Source organism: Caulobacter sp. 602-1 (assembly GCF_003931565.1).
Lineage (GTDB): Bacteria > Pseudomonadota > Alphaproteobacteria > Caulobacterales > Caulobacteraceae > Caulobacter.
The window spans coordinates 35,475-53,173 of record NZ_RRYI01000010.1; the positions used below are offsets into that span (position 1 = coordinate 35,475).

The window sequence follows — 17,699 nt, forward strand, 5'->3', positions numbered from 1 at the left end:
ACCATGTCTCACCTCTCCACGCTCGTCGCCTCGGCCGTGGGCCAGAAGGCCGCGGCCACGATCCTGGATATCCTGGAGATCGACCCCGCCCTCAGCGCCGAAACCGAGGGTCCGGTCTCGCGCGCCGTCTTCGCCATGGCTCTGACTGCGGTCCTGTTTCACGACGTCATGAACCGGGTTCCCATGGGCGCCGCCTATGTCGCCGACCGCCGCGCCGAGGGTCACAAGATCCTGTTCGACCACGGCGCCTTGCGGACGATCGATTTCGGCGCCGGCCCGACCGGCGCCCTGCCAGGCGGCCACAAGGCCTTCGCCCGGATTCTTGAGCCGCTGGGCTACGCGGTCGCCGATGTCTATCCGCTTGACGGCCTGAAGATGACCGGCCGCGCCTATGCCCACGCGGACAAGCCCGACATGATCCCGCAGTTCTTCGTCAGCGAGCTTCACGTCGAGCGCTTCTCCCCGGCCTTCCAGGTCATCGCCCATGCGGTGTTCGATTCCTCCGCCGACACCCTGGGCTCCGCCGCCAAGGCCGCGCTGCAAGCCTTTTCCACGGCGGGCGGATGCGATCTGGACCAAGCCCGCGCCGCCTTGCCTGAACTCGTCGCCGCCTTCGCGCGCACGCACGGTCCGGTCCGGCTCGAACACTACGAGGCGCTGAAGGCGGAGTCGGCGGAAGCCGCGTGGATCGCCACCGAAGGCCAGGCCTTCAACCACGCCACGGACCGCGTTCCCGATGTCGACGCCATCGCCGACGCCCAGAAGGCGTTGGGACGGCCGATCAAGGACGCCGTGGAAGTGTCGGCCTCCGGGCGCGTGCGTCAGACCGCCTTCAAGGCGCAGCCCGTTTCGCGCGACTTCGTCACCGACGCGGGGCTAGAGACCCGCGCCGTGCCGGGCTCGTTCCACGAGTTCATCACCCGCGACACCTTCGTCGACGACACGGGCGCCACACGCCTGGACCTGCGGTTCGACAGCGCCAATGCGCAAGGCATCTTCAAGATGACCAGGGTCGCATGAGCACGGCCTTGCCCGCCGATCACGATCGCGGGTGAAATAGCCTGCGTTCGTTCGGCTGTTTCCGGCGGCTCGGAAGACCGGCTCCCATGGGCCTAGGCTCCGAGTACGCGCGGGAGCGTGGCGCCCAGCACGGCGAGCATCTCGGGACCATAGGCGGAGCTATTGGCTTCGAACTCCGCCTGCGTGATCCTCTCGCCGCCCTGCGCGCCGAACAGCACGACCTCGTCGCCAAGGCGCGTCAGGTCCCGCCCCTCCGTCACGTCGACCATCATGGTGTTCATCGTCACGCGCCCCACCACGGGAAAGCGGCGACCGCGGATCAGCACCTGTGTTCGATTGCGCCCCTCGGCGGGAAATTCCGGACGATTGGCGTGGCTGAAACCGCGCCGATAGCCGTCTGAATAGCCGAGCGGAATGTTGGCGAGCCAGCTCTCCCTTTCGAGCCGATAGGTGCGGTCGTAGTTGACGGTCTGGCCGACGGGGTAGTGATTGATCGCCGCGATACGCGACTTGATCGCCATGGTCGGCCGATAGGTATCGACCGCCACCGAGCCCGGATCGCCGTAAAGCAGCCCCCCGACCCGCACCATGTCGAGCCATGTCTCCCGGTGCTTGAGCGTGGCGAAGCTGTTGGCGGTGTGACGCAGGACGCCGTCAGTGCTCAGTCCCCGCGATCGCAGCCAGGCGAGGTCCTCCAGGTAACGATGGAGTTGGCCGAGAATGTCGGCTTCTTCCTCGCTCGGATAGTGAGTCATCGCGCCTTTGATCCCGAGTCTGTCGAACCCCAGCACAGCGCGGGCGTCGGCCTTCCCGTAGTCGCTCGAAAGCTCGATCCCGTTGCGCGACATGCCGCCGCTGTTGAGCGCGAGATGCACCGGCCACCGTCGCCGACCGGACTTTTTCGCCAAGGCCTGCAGATGCGCGGCCGCGTCGGGGTTGCCGATCAGCTCCTCGACGGCGAAAGGAGCACCATCCTCCATCTCCGCCGCCGTCGCGGCGCGGACGCGAACCAGACGGCCGCGATAGCCGAGCCGCCGCGCGACCCTGGCCTCGTCGTTCGAGGCTATGGCCAGCTCGCCGATCTGTTTCTTCAAGATGGACGGCATCAGGAGGGCGACGCCGTTGCCATAGGCGTCGGCCTTCATCACCGCGCATAGCCGCACCGAGCCGATGACCGCCCTCACGGCGTCGATATTGGCCTCGAACGCCGCGGCGTCGATCTCGATCCAGCCGTTGCGCCGCCTGGCCTGCTCCAGCGTGAGGCCGAAATTGTCGGCGGAGAGGACCGGCGCGGCGAAGCCTGGGGTCGCGGAGGCCGCGGCCAGACTCGCTCCCGCCGCCAGAAATGCGCGTCGCTGCATCATTTCCACTCCAATTCCAGATAAAGGCGCCTTGGGGCCGTTGGGCCTGACCGCATCGGGATCGGGTTCGACGGTCGGCGCGGATGGTCATGGCCCCAGCTCGGCCACGAGGTTTCGCGCTGGAAACTTCGAGGCCGGCGGAGTCCGCTCAATCGGGACTAGTGCCGGTTTTTGCTCTCAGTCGACCGGCCGCCAGCCGGCGCGGCGCACGACTTGGCCAGGCCGCGCTCCGGTCGCGGCGTCCTTGTCGAACACCACGACGCCATTGACCCAGACGGTGCTCACGCCGGTCGCCAGGGCGTTGGGGTGATCCAGGTCCGAACGGTCGGCGACGCGCGCGGGATCGAACAGCACCAGGTCGGCCTGAAGACCCGGCGCGATCGTCCCCCGGTCGGCCAGGCCAAGCTGGGCGGCGGTCTGAGCCGACATCTTGTGCACGGCCTCCTCCAGAGTGAGCAGGCGCTGTTCCCGAACATAGACGCGCAGGATCTTGGCGAAGGCCCCAAACCCTCGGGGATGCAGGCCGTGCGTCATGCCATCGGAGCAGATCACCGAGTGCTTCCAGGCGATGAAGGCGGCGATGTCGGGCTCGGCCATGGCCGAGCCGATCACGGCGTCCACGCGCTCGACCTCGGGATGGGCGGCGCGATAGGCTTCCGACTGTCGCGTCAAAGCCAGATAGGTCTCGACGGGATCGGCGTGGCGCTCGGCCGCGATCTGGGCGATCGACTTGCCGACCAGCGACGGGTCCGGCGCGAAGACGGCGATCCGCAGGCCCTCGGGCGTGGTCAGCTTGGTCAGGGCGAAGCGCGCGGCGGCCCGATCCTCGAAGTTCCGCTCCGGCAGCAGCACCGACAGATTGCTCTGCCAGTAGCTGTAGGGATAGACGTCGGCTGTGATGTCCACGCCCTGGGCGCGGGCGGCGTCCAGCCTGGCCAGGATCTTGGGCGCCTCGCCCCAGCGATCGACGATGCCGATCTTCAGGTGTGAGATCTGCACGGGCAGCTTGGCTTCGCGTCCGATGGCGATGATCTCGTCGATCGCCGCGTCCAGCTTCACGTCCTCGCTGCGCATATGGCTGATATAGCGCCCGCCGCCGGCCGCGGCCGTCTTGGCCAGGGCGACCACCTCTTCCGGCGTTCCGTAGATCCCGGGGTCGTATTCCAGCCCGGTGGACAGGCCCAGCGAACCGGCGCGCAGATCGGCGGCGAGATCGTCCTGCATGCGCGCGATCTCGGCCTGTGTCGCCGGGCGCTTGTAGTCCTGGCCCATGGCGCGCGCGCGCAGGCTGCCGTGCCCGGTGTAGGACGCGACGTTGACAGCCAGCGGCGATCGCGCCAGTTGCTCGAAATACGGCTTCAGCGGAAGCGCGGACTCCCCATCCTGCCCGACCACGATGGTAGTGACGCCTTGGGCGGTCACGGCCGTCATGTCCGGCGTTTTTTCGGCCTGCCGGTCATGGTGGCTGTGGGCGTCGATGAAACCCGGCGCCAATGTCAGCCCCTTGGCGTCGACAATGGCCTCGCCCCGAACGGGCTTGAGCCGCCCGACGGCGACGATGCGATCCTCGTCGATCCGGACGCTGACCGAACGGGCCGGCGCTCCGGAGCCGTCAATCACCCTGGCGTTGACAATGAGCGTCGAGGCCCACGCGCCGGATCCCAGAACCCCCGCGACGGCTACGCCAAGGACCGATCTGAACAGATAGGATTTCATCAGCCCGCCCTCTCTTGCACCTGGCGAGTCTAGCGGGCGGCGGCGGCGGTTTCCGCCGTTTCGGACACCGTCGACGCTCGGAGCTCTCCCAATATCGGGCGCTCGCGCTAACCCTCACCGCCGAGCTTGCGCTAAGGCTGGAACGACGATCAGCAAGGGCCGCCCATGACCGACCAGCGCAAGGACCTCGACCGCATCGATCTCAAGATCCTGGCCTTGCTGCATCGCGAGGGGCGGGTGACCAAGGCGGCGATGGGCGACCAGGTCGGGCTTTCCGCGTCGCGTTGCTGGGAACGCATGAAGAAGCTGGAGAAATCCAGGATCATTCGGGGCTACCACGCCGAGCTCGATCTTGGTCGCCTCGCCAAGCTCTCGACCTTCGTCGTGCAGATCAAGCTGACCGACTACTCCTACGCCAAGGCCAAGGTCTTCGAGGCCGGGATCGTCGCGCAACCCAACGTCATAGCCTGTCAGGCCGTGCTCGGCGGCGTCGACTATCTGATGACGGTGGCCGCCTTTGGCATCGAGCACTATCAGACCATCATGGATCGCCTGCTCGAAACTTTGAACGTCTCGTTCGACTACGTCACCCTGCCGGTCACCAAGAAGCTGAAGGGCGAAGCGAGCCTGGATCTGGCCGCGCTGCTGGCGACGGCGCAGGATCTCGAAGCCTAGCCCCAGAGGTCCGGCCCGTTCGGGCGCAGCCAGCCATCCCGGTAGCCGAAGCCGCCGTCGACGTCGCGGACCAGCTGCATCGGGCAATCCAGATCGACGATCTCGCAGCCCTGAGCCAGCAGCAGCGCCGGGGCGATCCCCAGCGACGTGCCCTCCATGCAGCCGACCATCAGACGCAAGCCGCGCTCCCGGGCGGCTTTGGCGAGGGCCAGCGCCTCGGTCAGCCCCCCGGCCTTGTCCAGCTTGATGTTGCAGAAGGCGTAGCGTCCCACGACCCGGTCAAGGTCCGCCCGATCGTCAAGCGACTCGTCGGCGCACAGGGGCACGGCGCCGCGATAGTCGAGAAGCTCGTCGTCACGGCCGACCGGCAACGGCTGCTCCAGCAGTTCCACACCCATCCGCGCCATGCGTGGAGCACGGTCGTTCAGTTGCGCCAGCGTCCAGCCCTGGTTGGCGTCGGCGATCAGGCGCGCCCGCGGCGCGGCCGAACGGATGGCGTCCAGACGCGCCATGTCGTCGGCGTCGCCCAGCTTGACCTTCAGCGCTCCGTAGCGCTCGGCCCAGCGCGCGGCCTTGGCCCCCATGGCCGCGGGCGAGTCCATGCCCAGGGTGACAAAGGTCTCGACGGCGCGGAGCGGCGCCAGGCCCGCCCGCGCCGCGGCGGACACGCCCGAGCGCTTGGCCTCCAGATCCCACAGCGCGCAGTCGACGGCGTTACGCGCGCCGCCGGGCGGCAGGCGCGTGGCCAGGAGAACGCGATCCAGCGTCCCGCCGCGATCCAGCCATTCGGAGAGGTCCCGCAACTGGAGCAACATCCGGTCGGGCGTGTCGCCGCGATAGTCGACGCCCGCCGCCTCGCCGCGACCGATCACGCCTTCCGCTTCGATCTCGACCTCGACAACGAGCGCCTCGTCATAGGTCTTCCGCGCGATGACGAACGGCTCGATCAGCGCGTGAATCCGCTCGCGCGCGGTCAGGCGCATCAGGCCGCGCCGCGCCGGGCCGATCTGGTCAGCAGGGTGTCGACGATCGTCGACACGCCGGTGCGAACCGGATCGCAACACGGAACGCCCAGAGCCGCGGCCGTCTCGGCCAGGCGCCTGGCCGCCGTCTCCGGCGACAGGCGCGAGGTGTTGATACAGACGCCCGCGACCCGGACCGCCGGATTGGTCAGTCGGGCGAGCCGCAGGTTAAGCTCGATCGCCTCGGCGAGGCTGGGCGTGGGGAAGGCCTCCAGACCGTCGATCGCCGTGCGCGTGGCGTCATGGCAGACCACCAGGGCGTCCGGTTGGCTGCCATGGAGCAGCCCCAGAGAGACCCCCGCATAGGCCGGGTGGAACAGCGATCCCTGCCCCTCGATGATATCCCAATGATCCTCGCTCGCCGCCGGACTGAGAACCTCGGCCGCGCCGGCCACGAAGTCCGAGACGATGGCGTCGATCGGCGCGCCGGATCCGGCGATGAAGATGCCGGTCTGGCCCGTGGCGCGAAAATCGGCGTTCACGCCGCGCGCCTTGAGTTCCCTGGCGATGGCCAGGGCCGCGTACATCTTGCCCACGGCGCAGTCGGTGCCGACCGTGAGCAGACGCTGGCCGCCGCGTTTGACGCCCTCGCCAACCACGTTGAACCGGGGATCAGGGTCGCGCGCCTCCAGCAACCGCCGCCCCAGTCGCTCGGCCGCCTCCCGAACGCGCGGCAGGCTGGCCAAGCGGGTGTGAAGGCCCGAGATCAGGTCCAATCCGGCTTCCAGCGCCTCGATCAGCACGGCTTCCCAGTGCGGAGGAATAAAGCCGCCGGCATTGGCCACGCCGATCAGCAGCGAACGCGCCCCCGCCGCCCTCGCCGCGCTCGGGCTCATGTCGGGCAAGCCCAGATCGACCTCGCAGCCTTGCAGGCGAAGCTGGCCGACGCAGGCCTCCGGCCTCCAATAGGCGACGCCCAGGGCGGTCTTGGCGCTGACGCGATCAACATCGGCCAGGAACAGCAGGCTGGGATAGGGAAAGTCCACGGCATGCTCCCGTATTAGCGTGGTGCGGGCGTCGCGGAGGCGAAGGCGCGGGCGCGGGAACGACTGACCGACGGGCGCAGGCGCGAGGTCATGGCCGCGCTGACGCCGCGCTGACGCGCGATCCTGGAGACCAGCGCGTCCAACGCCTCGGCGTGGGGAGCCTCGACCACCGCGACCAGGTCATAGTCACCCGAAATCTGGTGCAGGGCGGTGAGGCCGGCGATCTCGGCCAGGGCGCGCTCGGCCTCGGCCATGTCACACCGCGCCAGCCGCAACATCACGTGGGCGCGCAGCAGGGTATCGTGATGACCGGCGTCGGCCGCCACGCCCAGAAATCCGGGTCCGGTGTCGATCCGCTGGAGGCTCAAGACGTTTCTCCGCTGAAGCTCACGCGGCAGCTTATGCCGGCGCGCCCCCAGGAAACCGCCGACTTGGCCGGATCTGGCGGGAGAAACCGCCGCGAGCGTCCCTAACGCAGGACCTTCGTCGCCAGCAGGATCGACGAGGTCGTCCGCTCGATGCCCTCGATCTCGCCGATCCGGTCGATCAGCGCGTTGAGTTCGCCGACGGTCTCGGCCTCGACCACCGCGATCAGGTCGTACTCGCCGCTGATCGCATGCAGCGCCGAAAGCTCGGGGATGGCGGCGAGGGACTCCTCGATGGTCTTGCCGTGCTTCAGCAGGGCCTTGATCATCACCTGGGCGCGGATCAGCCGCCGGTCGTAGGGGTCGCCGAGACGCACCGTGTAACCGCCGATGACTCCCTCCTCCTCCAGCCGGCTGAGGCGGGCGTAGACATTGGCGCGGGACAGTCCCAGGTCGCCGGCCAGCTTGGTCACCGGCTGACGGGAGTCCTCCCGCAGCATGGCCAGCAGACGCCGGTCCAGGTCGCTCAGTCCCCGGTCATCCGATTTCGTCAAGCCCTGCCCCCCTGCTGGCGTTCCAATCAACGCGGTGACGGCTCGTCGGCATAGATCGCCGTCCGCGGCGTGGGCGCCGCCGAGGAAATCGCGCCACGATACATGCCCAGGTCGTTCATGCCGAACGCCGCCCGTCCCTGGCCGTCGATGGCGATCAGCCCGCCGTCGCCCCCGATCTTGGTGATCGAAGCCATGGTTCCGTCCGCGGCCTGCTGTACGGTCTCGCCCTTCCAGGCGATGCGATCGCAGACCTGACGCGCGGCGGACTCCCGAATGAAGTATTCGCCCGATCCCGTGGCCGACACCGCGCAGTCTCCGTCGCGCGCATAGGTCCCCGCGCCGATGATCGGGCTGTCGCCGATGCGCCCCCAGCGCTTGCCGGTCATGCCGCCGGTCGAGGTGGCGGCGGCCACGTGTCCGGCCTGATCCAGGGCGACCGCGCCCACCGTGCCGAACAGGTGGGTGGGATCCAGCATGGCCTGGTGATCCTTGCGCCAGGCCAGCAGCTGCTTCCAGCGCTCCTCGGTGTAGAAGTACTCGGGCGGCGCCTGTTCCAGGCCCTTCTCCTTGGAGAACTGGTCCGCGCCCTCGCGGGCCAGCAGGACGTGTGGCGACTTCTCCATCACCGCGCGGGCCAGGCTGATGGGGTTGCGCGTGCGCGTCACGCCCGCGACCGCCCCGGCCTTCAAGGTGGCGCCGTCCATGATCGCCGCGTCCAGCTCGTTGCGCCCCTCGGCGGTGAAGACCGCGCCCTTGCCCGCGTTGAACAGGGGGTTGTCTTCCAGCACCCGTACGGCCGCCTCGACGGCGTCGAGGCTGGAGCCGCCTGCTTTCAGGACCTTGGCGCCCGCCTCGAGCGCCGCGTCCAGCCCGGCGCGGAAGGCCTTGTCCTTCTCGGGCGTCAGTTCTCCGCGCTCGAGCACGCCCGCGCCGCCGTGCACGGCCAGCGACCATTTGGGCGCGTCGTCGGCCAGCGCCGGCGTGGAAAGGGCGACGCCGAAAAGGGCGAGAACGGTGAAGCGGCGGAGAGTCTGAAGCGTCATCTTGATCTCGGTGGTAACGGACATTTGGGCGGGACTATCGGTCGCTGCGGACGAACGCGCCCTTGTCGACGCGCGCGGTGATGGTGAAGTCGGGCTTGGTGACAGCAAAGGTCTTGAAGTCGAGCGTGCTGTCAGGACCCAGCCCGATGATCGGGAACGACGTATAGGTCAGCGGCTGTCCGGCGATGATGGTGGCCGGCTTCTTCAGCGGACGCACGAGCCAAGCATGGCCAGGGCCGTAGTATCGGCCAACGCCCTGCCCGTCGACCAGCATGGCGCCGGCCTCGTCCACGCCCAGACCGGTGATCGTGGTGTCGTTCTCCTCCTGGATCAGGCGGCCGACGAAGGTCACCAGCCGCCCCTGGCGGTCGCGCTTGTCGAAGTGGGTGTCGGTGATGACCTTGGACAGATACGGCAGGTGCAGGAAGTCGCGCACCAGGGTGACGCTGGGCCCGGTGGGGTTCTTCAGCGCGTCCGGCGAGGTCAGGCTGATCGAGTCCAGGCAGCCGTAGACATAGCCGCCCAGCACCGCCAGGCCCGCGCTGGTGCCCCCGATCGGCTTGCCCGCCTTGACGTGGGCGTCCAGCGCCTTGTTCAGCGCCGTGCCCTTCCAGGCGCGCACGTAGTTGCTCTGGTCGCCGCCGCCGAAGAAGATGCCGTCGGCGCGCGCTATGATGGCGAGCAGCTTGGGGTCTTCGCCGGCGTCTTCATTGTGGATCACCAGGGTCTCGACCGAGACCGCGCCGCCGACGTCGTTGTAGATCTCGTCCTGCAGCTCGCGGCCGCCGCGGGCGCGCAGCACGACGATGTGGCCGCCGCCCGACTGCTTGACGAAGGTCCGGAAAGCCTCGACCGGCCAGTCGCCGCCGCCGAACAAGCCCAGCAACGGCCCCGTCTTGCCGGGCGTCGGCGCGTTCACGTCGCCGATGGCGTAGTACTCGTAGCCGGGGCCGACGGCGTCGGGACCGGCCGGCGTCGCCGCCTGCGCGGCGGCGACGCCCATGAGCATCGCGACCATGGCCATCGCGGGCGCAAATCGAACCATCCGGCTTCCTCCGTTCGAACCGAGCCTAGTCGCTCGGCCAGCTTTCGCGACACGCCGCGAGGCGTTTCGCCCCCAGGATCGTCATCCCGCCCACTATCGAGGCGCGACGGGCAAATTGCTGCACGCTACGAGCAATATGTCCATAAATTTTGACAATCTGTCATTTCCACCTTTCAATCTGGGAAAGTCGCGATCCAAATGGGCTCAATCTCGCAGCAACGCCGCGCGCGGAGCACCCAAAACAGGACCGTCGGCGTCAACAAAGAGGGGGAATACCAATGAAGACTCAGCTTCTTCGCGCCAGCGCGCTGGCGGGCGCGGCCGGCCTTTTGATCGTCGGCCAGGCGATGGCCCAGACCGCGCCGGCCGCCGGCGCGAACGACGACGCCGTCGAGGCGCTGGTGGTCACGGGGTCGCGCATTCCCCGAGTCGCCACGGAAGGCCCTGCCCCGGTCACGGTCATCACCAGTGACAGCATCAAGGCCGCGGGCTTCAACAGCGTCCCCGACGTCATGCGCTCGCTGACCCAGAACGGCGGCGAGACCCAGACCCAGCAGTCGTCCAGCGGCATGGACTGGACCCCGGGCGCCCAGCAGGTCGACCTGCGCGGCCTGGGCCCCAACCACACGCTGGTGCTGGTGAACGGTCGTCGGATCGCCGACTTCCCCCTGCCCTACAACGGCAAGAGCGCCTTCACCGACACCTCGTCGATCCCGCTGGGCATGATCGACCGGATCGAAGTGCTGAGCGGCAGCGCCTCGGCGGTCTACGGCTCGGACGCCATCTCGGGCGTGGTGAACTTCAATCTGAAGAAGAAGGTCGACGGCACGACCGTCGACGTGACCCTCGGCGGCTACGAGCACGGCGGCGGCGCCAGCCAGCGCGTCAACATCTCGAGCGGCTATTCCAAGGACAACTTCGACCTGGTGATCGGCGGCGAGTTCGTCAATCAGCGCCCGATGTGGGCCTATGACCGCAATATCCAGGACAGCACCAAGGACAGCCCCAGCAGCCGCACGGCGATCGCCCGTCGCGACTTCCTGCGGATGGATCCGTCGGAGGACGTCTATGTCGATCCGGGCGCGAACACCTGCAAGGCGCTGTCGAAGCTGAACGGCGGGTCCATCGAATATGTCAGCCGTCCCGGCTGGGGCGCCTATGACGCCGATCTCGACGACTACGGCCCCGGCTACTATTGCGGCAGCTACAGCTCGATCGGTTACGGCACGATCGTCAGCGAGCGCAAGAGCGCCAACGTCGTGGCCTCGCTGAACTACGCGCCGCGCGACACCCTCTCGTTCTTTGCCGATATCTCGGCGGGCTACAGCCGCACCCGGCAGTTCCAGGACGTCCTGAACTGGGAGTACCAGGACGCCAACGGCAGCGAGGACGGTATCTTCTACAACCAATTTACCGGCGCGCTGGATCTCTGGCACCGCAACTTCACGCCCGAGGAAATGGGTGGGCTGAACAAGGGCTTCATCAAGAACGTCTCCAAGACCTTCAGCATCACGCCGGGCGTGAAGGGGTCGCTGGGCGGCGGCTGGGACTACGAGGCCTTCTACAATTTCAGCCAGTACCGCTCGTCGATCAGCTGGCCCAAGGTGGTGACCTCGAAGGCCACGGCGCTCTTCCTGGGCTCGCAGCTGGGCGTCGACGCCGACAGCGGCTATCCGATCTTCAACGCCGACCCCGCGCGACTCTACACGCCCCTGACCACGGCCGAGTTCGAGTCGATCACCGCGCGCACGACCTACAAGCCGGTCGCGCGTCAGCAGGGCGTGTCGTTCCAGATCAACCAGGCGGAACTGTTCCACCTGCCCGCCGGCCCCGTGGGCTTCGCCGCGGTCGCCGAGTACGGCCATCAGTCCTACAAGCTGGGCCTCGATCCGCTAGCCACGGTCAACTACTACTACGGCCTGCGCGACGCCGACGGCTCGGGCTCCCGCGACCACTGGGGCCTCGGCTACGAATTCCGCGCGCCGTTGCTGAGCAGCGTCGAGCTGTCCACCGCCGGGCGCTACGACAGCTACAAGTACGGCGGCAACACGATCGACAAGTTCACCTATAACGGCGGCGTCGAGTGGCGGCCGGTGAAAACCCTGCTGCTGCGGGGCGCCTACGGCACCGGCTTCCGCGCCCCCGACCTGCACTATGTGTTCGCCAAGGAAGGCATCAGCCACCCCTCGGGCACCGACTACTACCGCTGCCGCACCGAGGAGCCGGACGAAGATATTGGAGACTGCAGCTATGCCGACGATGGTCTGGTCAAGGTACGCCTGGGCAACGCCAAGCTGAAGCCGGAGACCTCCAAGTCGTTCAACTACGGCGCGGTCTGGTCGCCGGTCCGCAACTTCGACATCTCGGTGGACTACTTCCGGGTTCAACTGAACAACGCCGTGCTCGACATGAGCCTGGACAGCGTCCTGCGGCAGGAAGCCGATTGCCGGATCGGCCAGACCTCGGCGGGCACCGCCATCAGCATCACCTCGCCGACCTGTGTCGACGCCCTGGCCCGCGTGAAGCGCAACCCGCTGAGCGCCGCCATCAATCCGGGCGCGATCAGCACCGTGACGATCAACCCGATCAATGTCGCCACCGAGCGGACGACCGGCATCGACGTGGCGGCCCACTATCGCTGGCCGACCGACAGCCTGGGTACGTTCGATTTCAGCATCGCCCACACCTGGGTGCACAACCACACCAGCCGCCAGTATCCGGGCGATCCCATCGAAAACCAGCTGGCCTTCGACAGCGGCTACGACATCCCGCGCACCAAGAGCAGCGCGGCGATCAACTGGCGTCTCAACGGCCTCAGCGTCGGCCTGCACGGCCAGCGCCTGGACCGGGTGCCCAACTACGCCGAGGACGGCTGGACCAAGGCGACCTACATGGTCAACGCCACCGTGCAGTACGAGATCAACGACCGTACGCGTCTGAGCCTGGCCGTCGACAACCTGCTGGACAAGGACCCGCCGCGCGATCCGACCTATTCGGGGTATCCGTACTACGACACCTCGTGGTTCTCCTCGACGGGACGCAGCTACTACCTGCAGCTGACCCACAAGTTCGGCGGCGCCAGCGGCCTGTGACGCCAGGACCGGAGCGGTCGCAGTGCGGCCGCTCCGCGACTTCTCGCGTGGAGACGTCCGCATGATGCTGAAGCTAGTATTGGCCGCGGGCCTGGCGATGTCGGCGTCATTGGCGCTGGGCGATCCCAGGCCCGCCTCGCCCTCGCCGCCTATCCCCGCGGCGCTGGCCGTGGACTATCCAGGCGTCATCGACCTGAAGGTCGACGTCAGTGATACGACGCGGAAGGTGTTCAAGGTCACCGAGACCCTTCCGGTGTCGCCTGGCCCGCTGGTGCTGTCCCTGCCCAAATGGATCCCCGGAGAGCATTCGCCCAGCGCCCAGATCGTGCTGATGAGCGGCTTTACGGTCACCGCCGACGACGGCCGGCGGCTGGCCTGGCGCCGCGATCCGGTCGAGATGACGGCCTTCCACGTGGACGTCCCGAACGGGGTCCAGTCCCTGACCCTCCGCCTGGAGCAGCCCACGGCCCAGCCCGGTGGTCCGGTGCGGATCGCGGTGACGCCGAACCTGGTCCTGTTGAAATGGACGGCCGTCGCACTCTATCCCGCCGGCTATGAGGTCGGCCGTATTCGCATCCGCCCGACCCTGACGGTCCCCGCCGGCTGGAGCCTCGCCACCGCCCTGGACGGCGCGGAGACCACCGGCGCGACGACTCGGTTCGCCGCCACCAGCTTCGAAACCCTGATGGACTCGCCCGTCTACGCCGGCCGCCACAAGGCCAGCTTCGACCTCGATCCCGGATCGCCGCGCCCGGTCCGGCTCAATGTGTTCGCCGACGCGCCCAAGGATCTGAAGGCGACCCCGGCCCAGGTCGCGATCCATCGCCGTCTCGTCCAGCAGGCCGACAGGTTGTTCGGCGGCGCGCGCAATTTCGACCACTACGACTTTCTGCTCAGCCTGAACCCCGCAGTCGGCTATCTGGGCGCCGAACATCAGAGGTCCAGCGAGAACGGCTACAGTTCGGCGGGCTATTTCACGGCCTGGGACACGGCGTTTACCGGCCGGGACATCCTGGCCCACGAGTATGTCCACGCCTGGAACGGCAAGCACCGCCGACCGGCCGACCTGTGGACGCCGGACTACACCACGCCGATGCGCAACAGCCTGCTCTGGGTCTATGAGGGCCTGACCGAGTACTATGGCGACACCCTGGCGACCCGGTCGGGCCTCTATTCGCCCGAGCAGATGCGCCAGCGCCTGGCCCTGATCGCGGCCAACGCCCAGGCCACCCCGGGGCGCAGCTGGCGCAGCCTGCGGGACACGACGAACGCCTACATCATGAACTCGGCGGGGGGCACGGGCTCGACCAGCTGGCTGCGCGCGCTCGACTACTATGAGGAAGGCCAGTTACTCTGGCTGGACGTCGACACCCTGATCCGTGAGCGCACCAACGGCGCCAGGTCGCTGGACGACTTCGCCCGCGCCTTCTTCGGCGTGGACGATGGCGACATGAACATTTCGACCTATGACTTCGAGGACGTCGTGGCCGCCTTGAACACGGTCGCGCCCTACGACTGGGCCGGCTTCCTCGACACCCGCCTGGACGCCCACGATCGCGCGCCGCTCGACGGCCTTACCCGCTCGGGCTGGCGGCTGGTCTTCGAGACGCGGCCGTCCGCCTATGTCACCGCCTACGAGAAGGACGCCGAGGCCAGCCTGCTGACCTTCTCCTTGGGCGCGGAGATCGGCTGGGACGGCCAGGTCAAGGAAGCGCTCTGGGATGGCCCGCTCCACCGGGCCGGCGTCATCGCGGGAACCCGGATCGTCAAGGTCGCGGGAAAACCCTACTCGCCCGAAGCCCTGAAGGCCGCGATCACCGCCGCCGCCAAGCCAGGCGCACCACCGATCCTGCTGAGCGTCAAGGCCGACGACCGCGTTCGCCTAGTTCGAGTTCCCTATCACCTCGGCCTGAAGTATCCGGGCCTGAAACGCCTTACACAGACACCGGACAGATTGGGGCAAATCCTCTCACCCCGATAGACGGGCCTTTCAGCCGCCCGCATCGCCGAACACGTCCGACGCGGCCAGCAGACCGCCGAGGGTCAGCGCGGCTCGCAAGGCGGATTCAACCGGTCGTCGCAACCTCCTCGATCAGGGTGTTGCGACGACCGGTTGAATCCGCTCAATACGTCAGTATCAAGTACGCCGAGCGGCTGGCCGAGGCCGGGATCGGGCCGTCCGGCGGCAGCGTCGGCGACAGCTATGACAACGCCTTGGCCGGGATCATCAACGACCTCAAGGCGGAGGTCATCCACCGGCGCGGCCCTTGGCGCTCCTAAGAGGCCGTCGAGTACGCCACGCTCGAATGGGTTGACTGGTGCAACAGCCGCCGGCTCCTCGAGCCCATCGGCAACATCCCGCCCGCCGAAGCGGAGGCCGCCGACGATGCCGCGCTCACGCTCTCCGCTATGGCGGCGTGACTCCAGCCATCAGGCCTCCGTCAAAACCGGGGCGCTTCACTCCGGCGGCGCCACGCGAAAGGCTCGACGCCCCGCGGCCGGCCGACTATAGCTCGCGTTGGTTTTAAGCGGGCGTGGCGGAACTGGTAGACGCAACGGACTTAAGCCAAGGATTGAGTGCGCTTGGGGAAACCCAGGACGTAGAACCGCTCAAATTCGGGGAACCCTGTGAAATGGCGATCCCGAGCCAAGCCCCTTGGGGGAAGGTGTAGAGACTAGACGGGCGGCGCCTAAACCTCGGTCGAGGCATGGCGAAGGGATAGTCCAGACCACGAACGCGGCCTCGCCGCGGCGGCGAAAGTCGAAGTGGTATGAAAATCCGTCAGCCGAAAGGCTATGCCGGTTCGATCCCGGCCGCCCGCACCAAATCCTATGATCCCCCAATCTCGCAGCAGCTTGAAGCGTTCAAGTGATCAACATTGCCTCAAGGCGCATCGCGACATACGTTCGCCCCCCTCTCGTCACCCCACCGACGAGCACCTAGCCGGCGGCGTTCAGTGAGTGCTGCCGGCCCTCTCCCTGCTTTCGCGACCGTGAAACAGGCTCCAATGCCACGGCGATAACGATGTAGGGCCTATGCCCGCGCTGAACCGCATTTGACAGTTGCGAGCGCCTGGAGGCTCCTGTATCGAACGCCCTCCCCCGCCGACGTGATTTGCGTCGTCGACCCGGATGGCCCGGTGGCGGAGTGGTGACGCAGCGGAGACGGAGTCCGGGCACTTGCCGGACAGACCGCAAGCCTTTCAAATACTTAGCGTTTTCCCCAAAAATTCAACCCCCATTTTGACCCACCCTTGCCGTCTGGCTGTGTGGCGATCACGCTGGACAGGTCTGGACGGATCGCGCTGATTTAGCGCTATCGCGCCGGCCGGCCTTTAACGCTCGCCAGGCGTCAGCAAGGCGGCGGGCGTCACCTTCAGGGCCAGCGCCAAACGCTCGATATTGTCGAGCGAAAGGTTGCGCTCGGCCCGCTCGATCGCTCCCACATAGGTTCGGTGCAGCTGGGCCAGCCCGGCCAGATCCTCCTGGCTAAGCGCCAGATCTCGGCGAAGCCGGCGAACGTTGTCGGCGACGATGCGGCGAAGGGCGGAAGGCGAAGCTCTCATGGCGCCATCTTGGAAAGTGATGACTTTGCGTCGACAGACGATAAGTAGCATTGACGATGATGACGATACGTAGCATCAAGGCGCGTCGACCGCTTGGACGCGGCGATCAGGTTGGAGTGAGCAGATGAACGCGATGTCGCGCGCGACCGGCATGCCCAAGGGCGTCGTCGTGGCCCAGTCCCGTCAGGCGGGCGCGCCAGCGCAGGCCTATCTACGTCGCGGTCAGCGGTATCTGCCGCTCGGCGCTCCAGACGCCACGACCTTCTCGGCTCGGCTCGACGCAGCCCTGATCGGTCCGGAGCCTTCGGCCGGCTCCCTCGCCCATCTGATCTGGCGCTACCAACAGTCTCCGGAGTTCAAGCGCCTGGCCGCGCGCACTCAGGACGACTATCGCGAGCAGCTCATCCGGATTGGCCGGGCCTTTGGGCGCGAACCGCTGAGCGCCTTCGACGACAAGGCCGCCGCCCAGCGGATCTTCGCCTGGCGCGACCGTCGCGCCGCCAGCCCGCGCCGCGCCGACTATGGGGTGCAGGTCTTGAAGGCCCTGCTCGGCTGGGCGGCCGGGCGTGGTCTCGTCGAGCGCAACCGCGCCGCCGGCATCCCGCCCCTCTATCGCAGCGACCGCCGATACAAGGTTTGGCAAGACAAGGACGTCGACGCCTTTCTCGCCGCGGCGCCGGCCAATCTCGGCCTGGCCCTCATCATCGCCCTGGAGACCGGGCAGCGGCAGAGCGATCTTCTCAGCCTTCGTTGGAGCGACATCGACGATGACGTCATCGGCCTGCGGCAGGCTAAGACGCGCCAGGACGTCGCTGTTCCGATCACCGCACGCCTCGCGCTAGCGCTCGATGCAGCGCCGCGATGTAGTCCCTACATCCTGGTGCGCCAGGATGGGGACCCATGGGCGTCGGACGGCGGCTTTCGAAACGCCTGGCGTTTCTACGCCCGCAAGGCGGGGATTACGGATCTCACCTACCACGATCTTCGCGGCACCTTCGTCACCCGCAGGCTCGCTGAGGGTTGGACACTGCAGGAGGTGGCGTTCTGCACCGGGCACAGCTTTCGAAACCTTGGCTCCCTTGAGCGTTATGCCGATCGCGGCGCCATCGCCCGAGCCTTGGCCAAGCGTCGGCGCCAGCAGGAACCCGGCGTCGCCGCGCAAGATGCGCGCCTGTTGCTTAGTCATGATCCTTGATCCTGGCGCGCCCGGGCCTTGGCATCAATCCATCCGGGATATACAAAAGGTATATCCGG

The 17,699-nt window shown here is 67.4% G+C and carries 14 protein-coding genes and 1 pseudogene; 6 read left to right on the top strand and 9 right to left on the bottom strand.

Features of this window, described 5'->3' with window-relative positions; all coding sequences use genetic code 11:
- The first annotated feature begins 3 nt into the window (after window positions 1–3).
- Window positions 4–1,020, top strand: a complete 1,017-nt coding sequence (locus EIK80_RS22505) for a 2-oxoadipate dioxygenase/decarboxylase family protein (protein WP_125159253.1) — start codon at window positions 4–6, stop codon at window positions 1,018–1,020.
- A 92-nt stretch (window positions 1,021–1,112) separates the two neighbouring features.
- Here EIK80_RS22505 and alr read toward each other — a convergent pair whose 3' ends face one another.
- Together alr and EIK80_RS22515 are read right to left on the bottom strand one after the other, a co-directional pair.
- On the bottom strand, window positions 1,113–2,384 hold the full coding sequence (gene alr, locus EIK80_RS22510) for an alanine racemase (protein WP_125159254.1): 1,272 nt from the start codon (window positions 2,382–2,384) through the stop codon (window positions 1,113–1,115).
- 174 nt (window positions 2,385–2,558) lie between these two features.
- Window positions 2,559–4,097 (bottom strand): amidohydrolase family protein, encoded by a 1,539-nt coding sequence (locus EIK80_RS22515; protein ID WP_125159255.1) that lies wholly within the window; start codon window positions 4,095–4,097, stop codon window positions 2,559–2,561.
- Window positions 4,098–4,262: 165 nt separating this feature from the next.
- Here EIK80_RS22515 and EIK80_RS22520 point away from each other — a divergent pair, with 165 nt between their 5' ends.
- A complete protein-coding gene (locus tag EIK80_RS22520; protein WP_125159256.1) occupies window positions 4,263–4,772 on the top strand; it encodes an Lrp/AsnC family transcriptional regulator in 510 nt (169 codons plus the stop codon).
- Here the strand turns inward: EIK80_RS22520 and EIK80_RS22525 are convergent.
- The 6 genes from EIK80_RS22525 to EIK80_RS22550 form a co-directional block, all read right to left on the bottom strand.
- Window positions 4,769–5,755, bottom strand: coding sequence for a dipeptide epimerase (locus EIK80_RS22525; RefSeq protein WP_125159257.1), 987 nt, complete (start codon window positions 5,753–5,755; stop codon window positions 4,769–4,771). The two genes, EIK80_RS22520 and EIK80_RS22525, sit on opposite strands and share 4 nt — an antisense overlap.
- Complete coding sequence (locus tag EIK80_RS22530) at window positions 5,755–6,780, bottom strand: DUF1611 domain-containing protein (protein ID WP_125159258.1); 1,026 nt, start codon at window positions 6,778–6,780, stop codon at window positions 5,755–5,757. The genes EIK80_RS22525 and EIK80_RS22530 overlap by 1 nt, the downstream gene beginning before the upstream one ends.
- A 14-nt stretch (window positions 6,781–6,794) precedes the next feature.
- Window positions 6,795–7,148, bottom strand: a complete 354-nt coding sequence (locus tag EIK80_RS22535; RefSeq protein ID WP_125159259.1) for an Lrp/AsnC ligand binding domain-containing protein — start codon at window positions 7,146–7,148, stop codon at window positions 6,795–6,797.
- A 101-nt stretch (window positions 7,149–7,249) separates the two neighbouring features.
- Entirely contained in the window at window positions 7,250–7,699 is a 450-nt protein-coding gene (locus EIK80_RS22540) for an Lrp/AsnC family transcriptional regulator (protein WP_125159260.1), read from the bottom strand.
- A 26-nt stretch (window positions 7,700–7,725) separates the two neighbouring features.
- Window positions 7,726–8,742, bottom strand: a complete 1,017-nt coding sequence (locus tag EIK80_RS22545; RefSeq protein WP_125159261.1) for an isoaspartyl peptidase/L-asparaginase family protein — start codon at window positions 8,740–8,742, stop codon at window positions 7,726–7,728.
- A gap of 34 nt (window positions 8,743–8,776) precedes the next feature.
- Window positions 8,777–9,787 carry a cyanophycinase gene (locus EIK80_RS22550; RefSeq protein ID WP_125159262.1) on the bottom strand — a complete coding sequence of 337 codons (1,011 nt, stop codon included), beginning with the start codon at window positions 9,785–9,787 and terminating at the stop codon, window positions 8,777–8,779.
- Window positions 9,788–10,065: 278 nt separating this feature from the next.
- On the opposite strand from EIK80_RS22550, the gene EIK80_RS22555 reads away from it, so the two are divergent.
- From EIK80_RS22555 to EIK80_RS22565, 3 genes and pseudogenes are all read left to right on the top strand, one after another.
- Window positions 10,066–12,879 carry a TonB-dependent siderophore receptor gene (locus EIK80_RS22555; RefSeq protein ID WP_125159263.1) on the top strand — a complete coding sequence of 938 codons (2,814 nt, stop codon included), beginning with the start codon at window positions 10,066–10,068 and terminating at the stop codon, window positions 12,877–12,879.
- A 61-nt stretch (window positions 12,880–12,940) separates the two neighbouring features.
- Complete coding sequence (locus EIK80_RS22560) at window positions 12,941–14,860, top strand: M61 family metallopeptidase (protein ID WP_125159264.1); 1,920 nt, start codon at window positions 12,941–12,943, stop codon at window positions 14,858–14,860.
- A 140-nt stretch (window positions 14,861–15,000) separates the two neighbouring features.
- Window positions 15,001–15,300 (top strand): annotated as a pseudogene (locus EIK80_RS22565) (IS3 family transposase); the annotation flags it as partial.
- 914 nt (window positions 15,301–16,214) lie between these two features.
- Here EIK80_RS22565 and EIK80_RS22575 read toward each other — a convergent pair.
- A complete protein-coding gene (locus EIK80_RS22575) occupies window positions 16,215–16,445 on the bottom strand; it encodes a helix-turn-helix domain-containing protein (protein WP_125159265.1) in 231 nt (76 codons plus the stop codon).
- Between the two features lie 124 nt (window positions 16,446–16,569).
- On the opposite strand from EIK80_RS22575, the gene EIK80_RS22580 reads away from it, so the two are divergent.
- Window positions 16,570–17,640, top strand: coding sequence for a tyrosine-type recombinase/integrase (locus tag EIK80_RS22580; RefSeq protein WP_125159266.1), 1,071 nt, complete (start codon window positions 16,570–16,572; stop codon window positions 17,638–17,640).
- Window positions 17,641–17,699: the final 59 nt, after the last annotated feature.

Coding starts and splice junctions, on each gene's coding strand:
- EIK80_RS22580 (WP_125159266.1), top strand. CDS start 16,570: ATGAACGCGATGTCGCGCGCGACCGGCATGCCCAAGGGCGTCGTCGTG.
- EIK80_RS22545 (WP_125159261.1), bottom strand. CDS start 8,742: ATGACGCTTCAGACTCTCCGCCGCTTCACCGTTCTCGCCCTTTTCGGC.
- EIK80_RS22555 (WP_125159263.1), top strand. CDS start 10,066: ATGAAGACTCAGCTTCTTCGCGCCAGCGCGCTGGCGGGCGCGGCCGGC.
- EIK80_RS22525 (WP_125159257.1), bottom strand. CDS start 5,755: ATGCGCCTGACCGCGCGCGAGCGGATTCACGCGCTGATCGAGCCGTTC.
- EIK80_RS22505 (WP_125159253.1), top strand. CDS start 4: ATGTCTCACCTCTCCACGCTCGTCGCCTCGGCCGTGGGCCAGAAGGCC.
- EIK80_RS22550 (WP_125159262.1), bottom strand. CDS start 9,787: ATGGTTCGATTTGCGCCCGCGATGGCCATGGTCGCGATGCTCATGGGC.
- EIK80_RS22515 (WP_125159255.1), bottom strand. CDS start 4,097: ATGAAATCCTATCTGTTCAGATCGGTCCTTGGCGTAGCCGTCGCGGGG.
- EIK80_RS22520 (WP_125159256.1), top strand. CDS start 4,263: ATGACCGACCAGCGCAAGGACCTCGACCGCATCGATCTCAAGATCCTG.
- EIK80_RS22575 (WP_125159265.1), bottom strand. CDS start 16,445: ATGAGAGCTTCGCCTTCCGCCCTTCGCCGCATCGTCGCCGACAACGTT.
- EIK80_RS22560 (WP_125159264.1), top strand. CDS start 12,941: ATGATGCTGAAGCTAGTATTGGCCGCGGGCCTGGCGATGTCGGCGTCA.
- alr (WP_125159254.1), bottom strand. CDS start 2,384: ATGATGCAGCGACGCGCATTTCTGGCGGCGGGAGCGAGTCTGGCCGCG.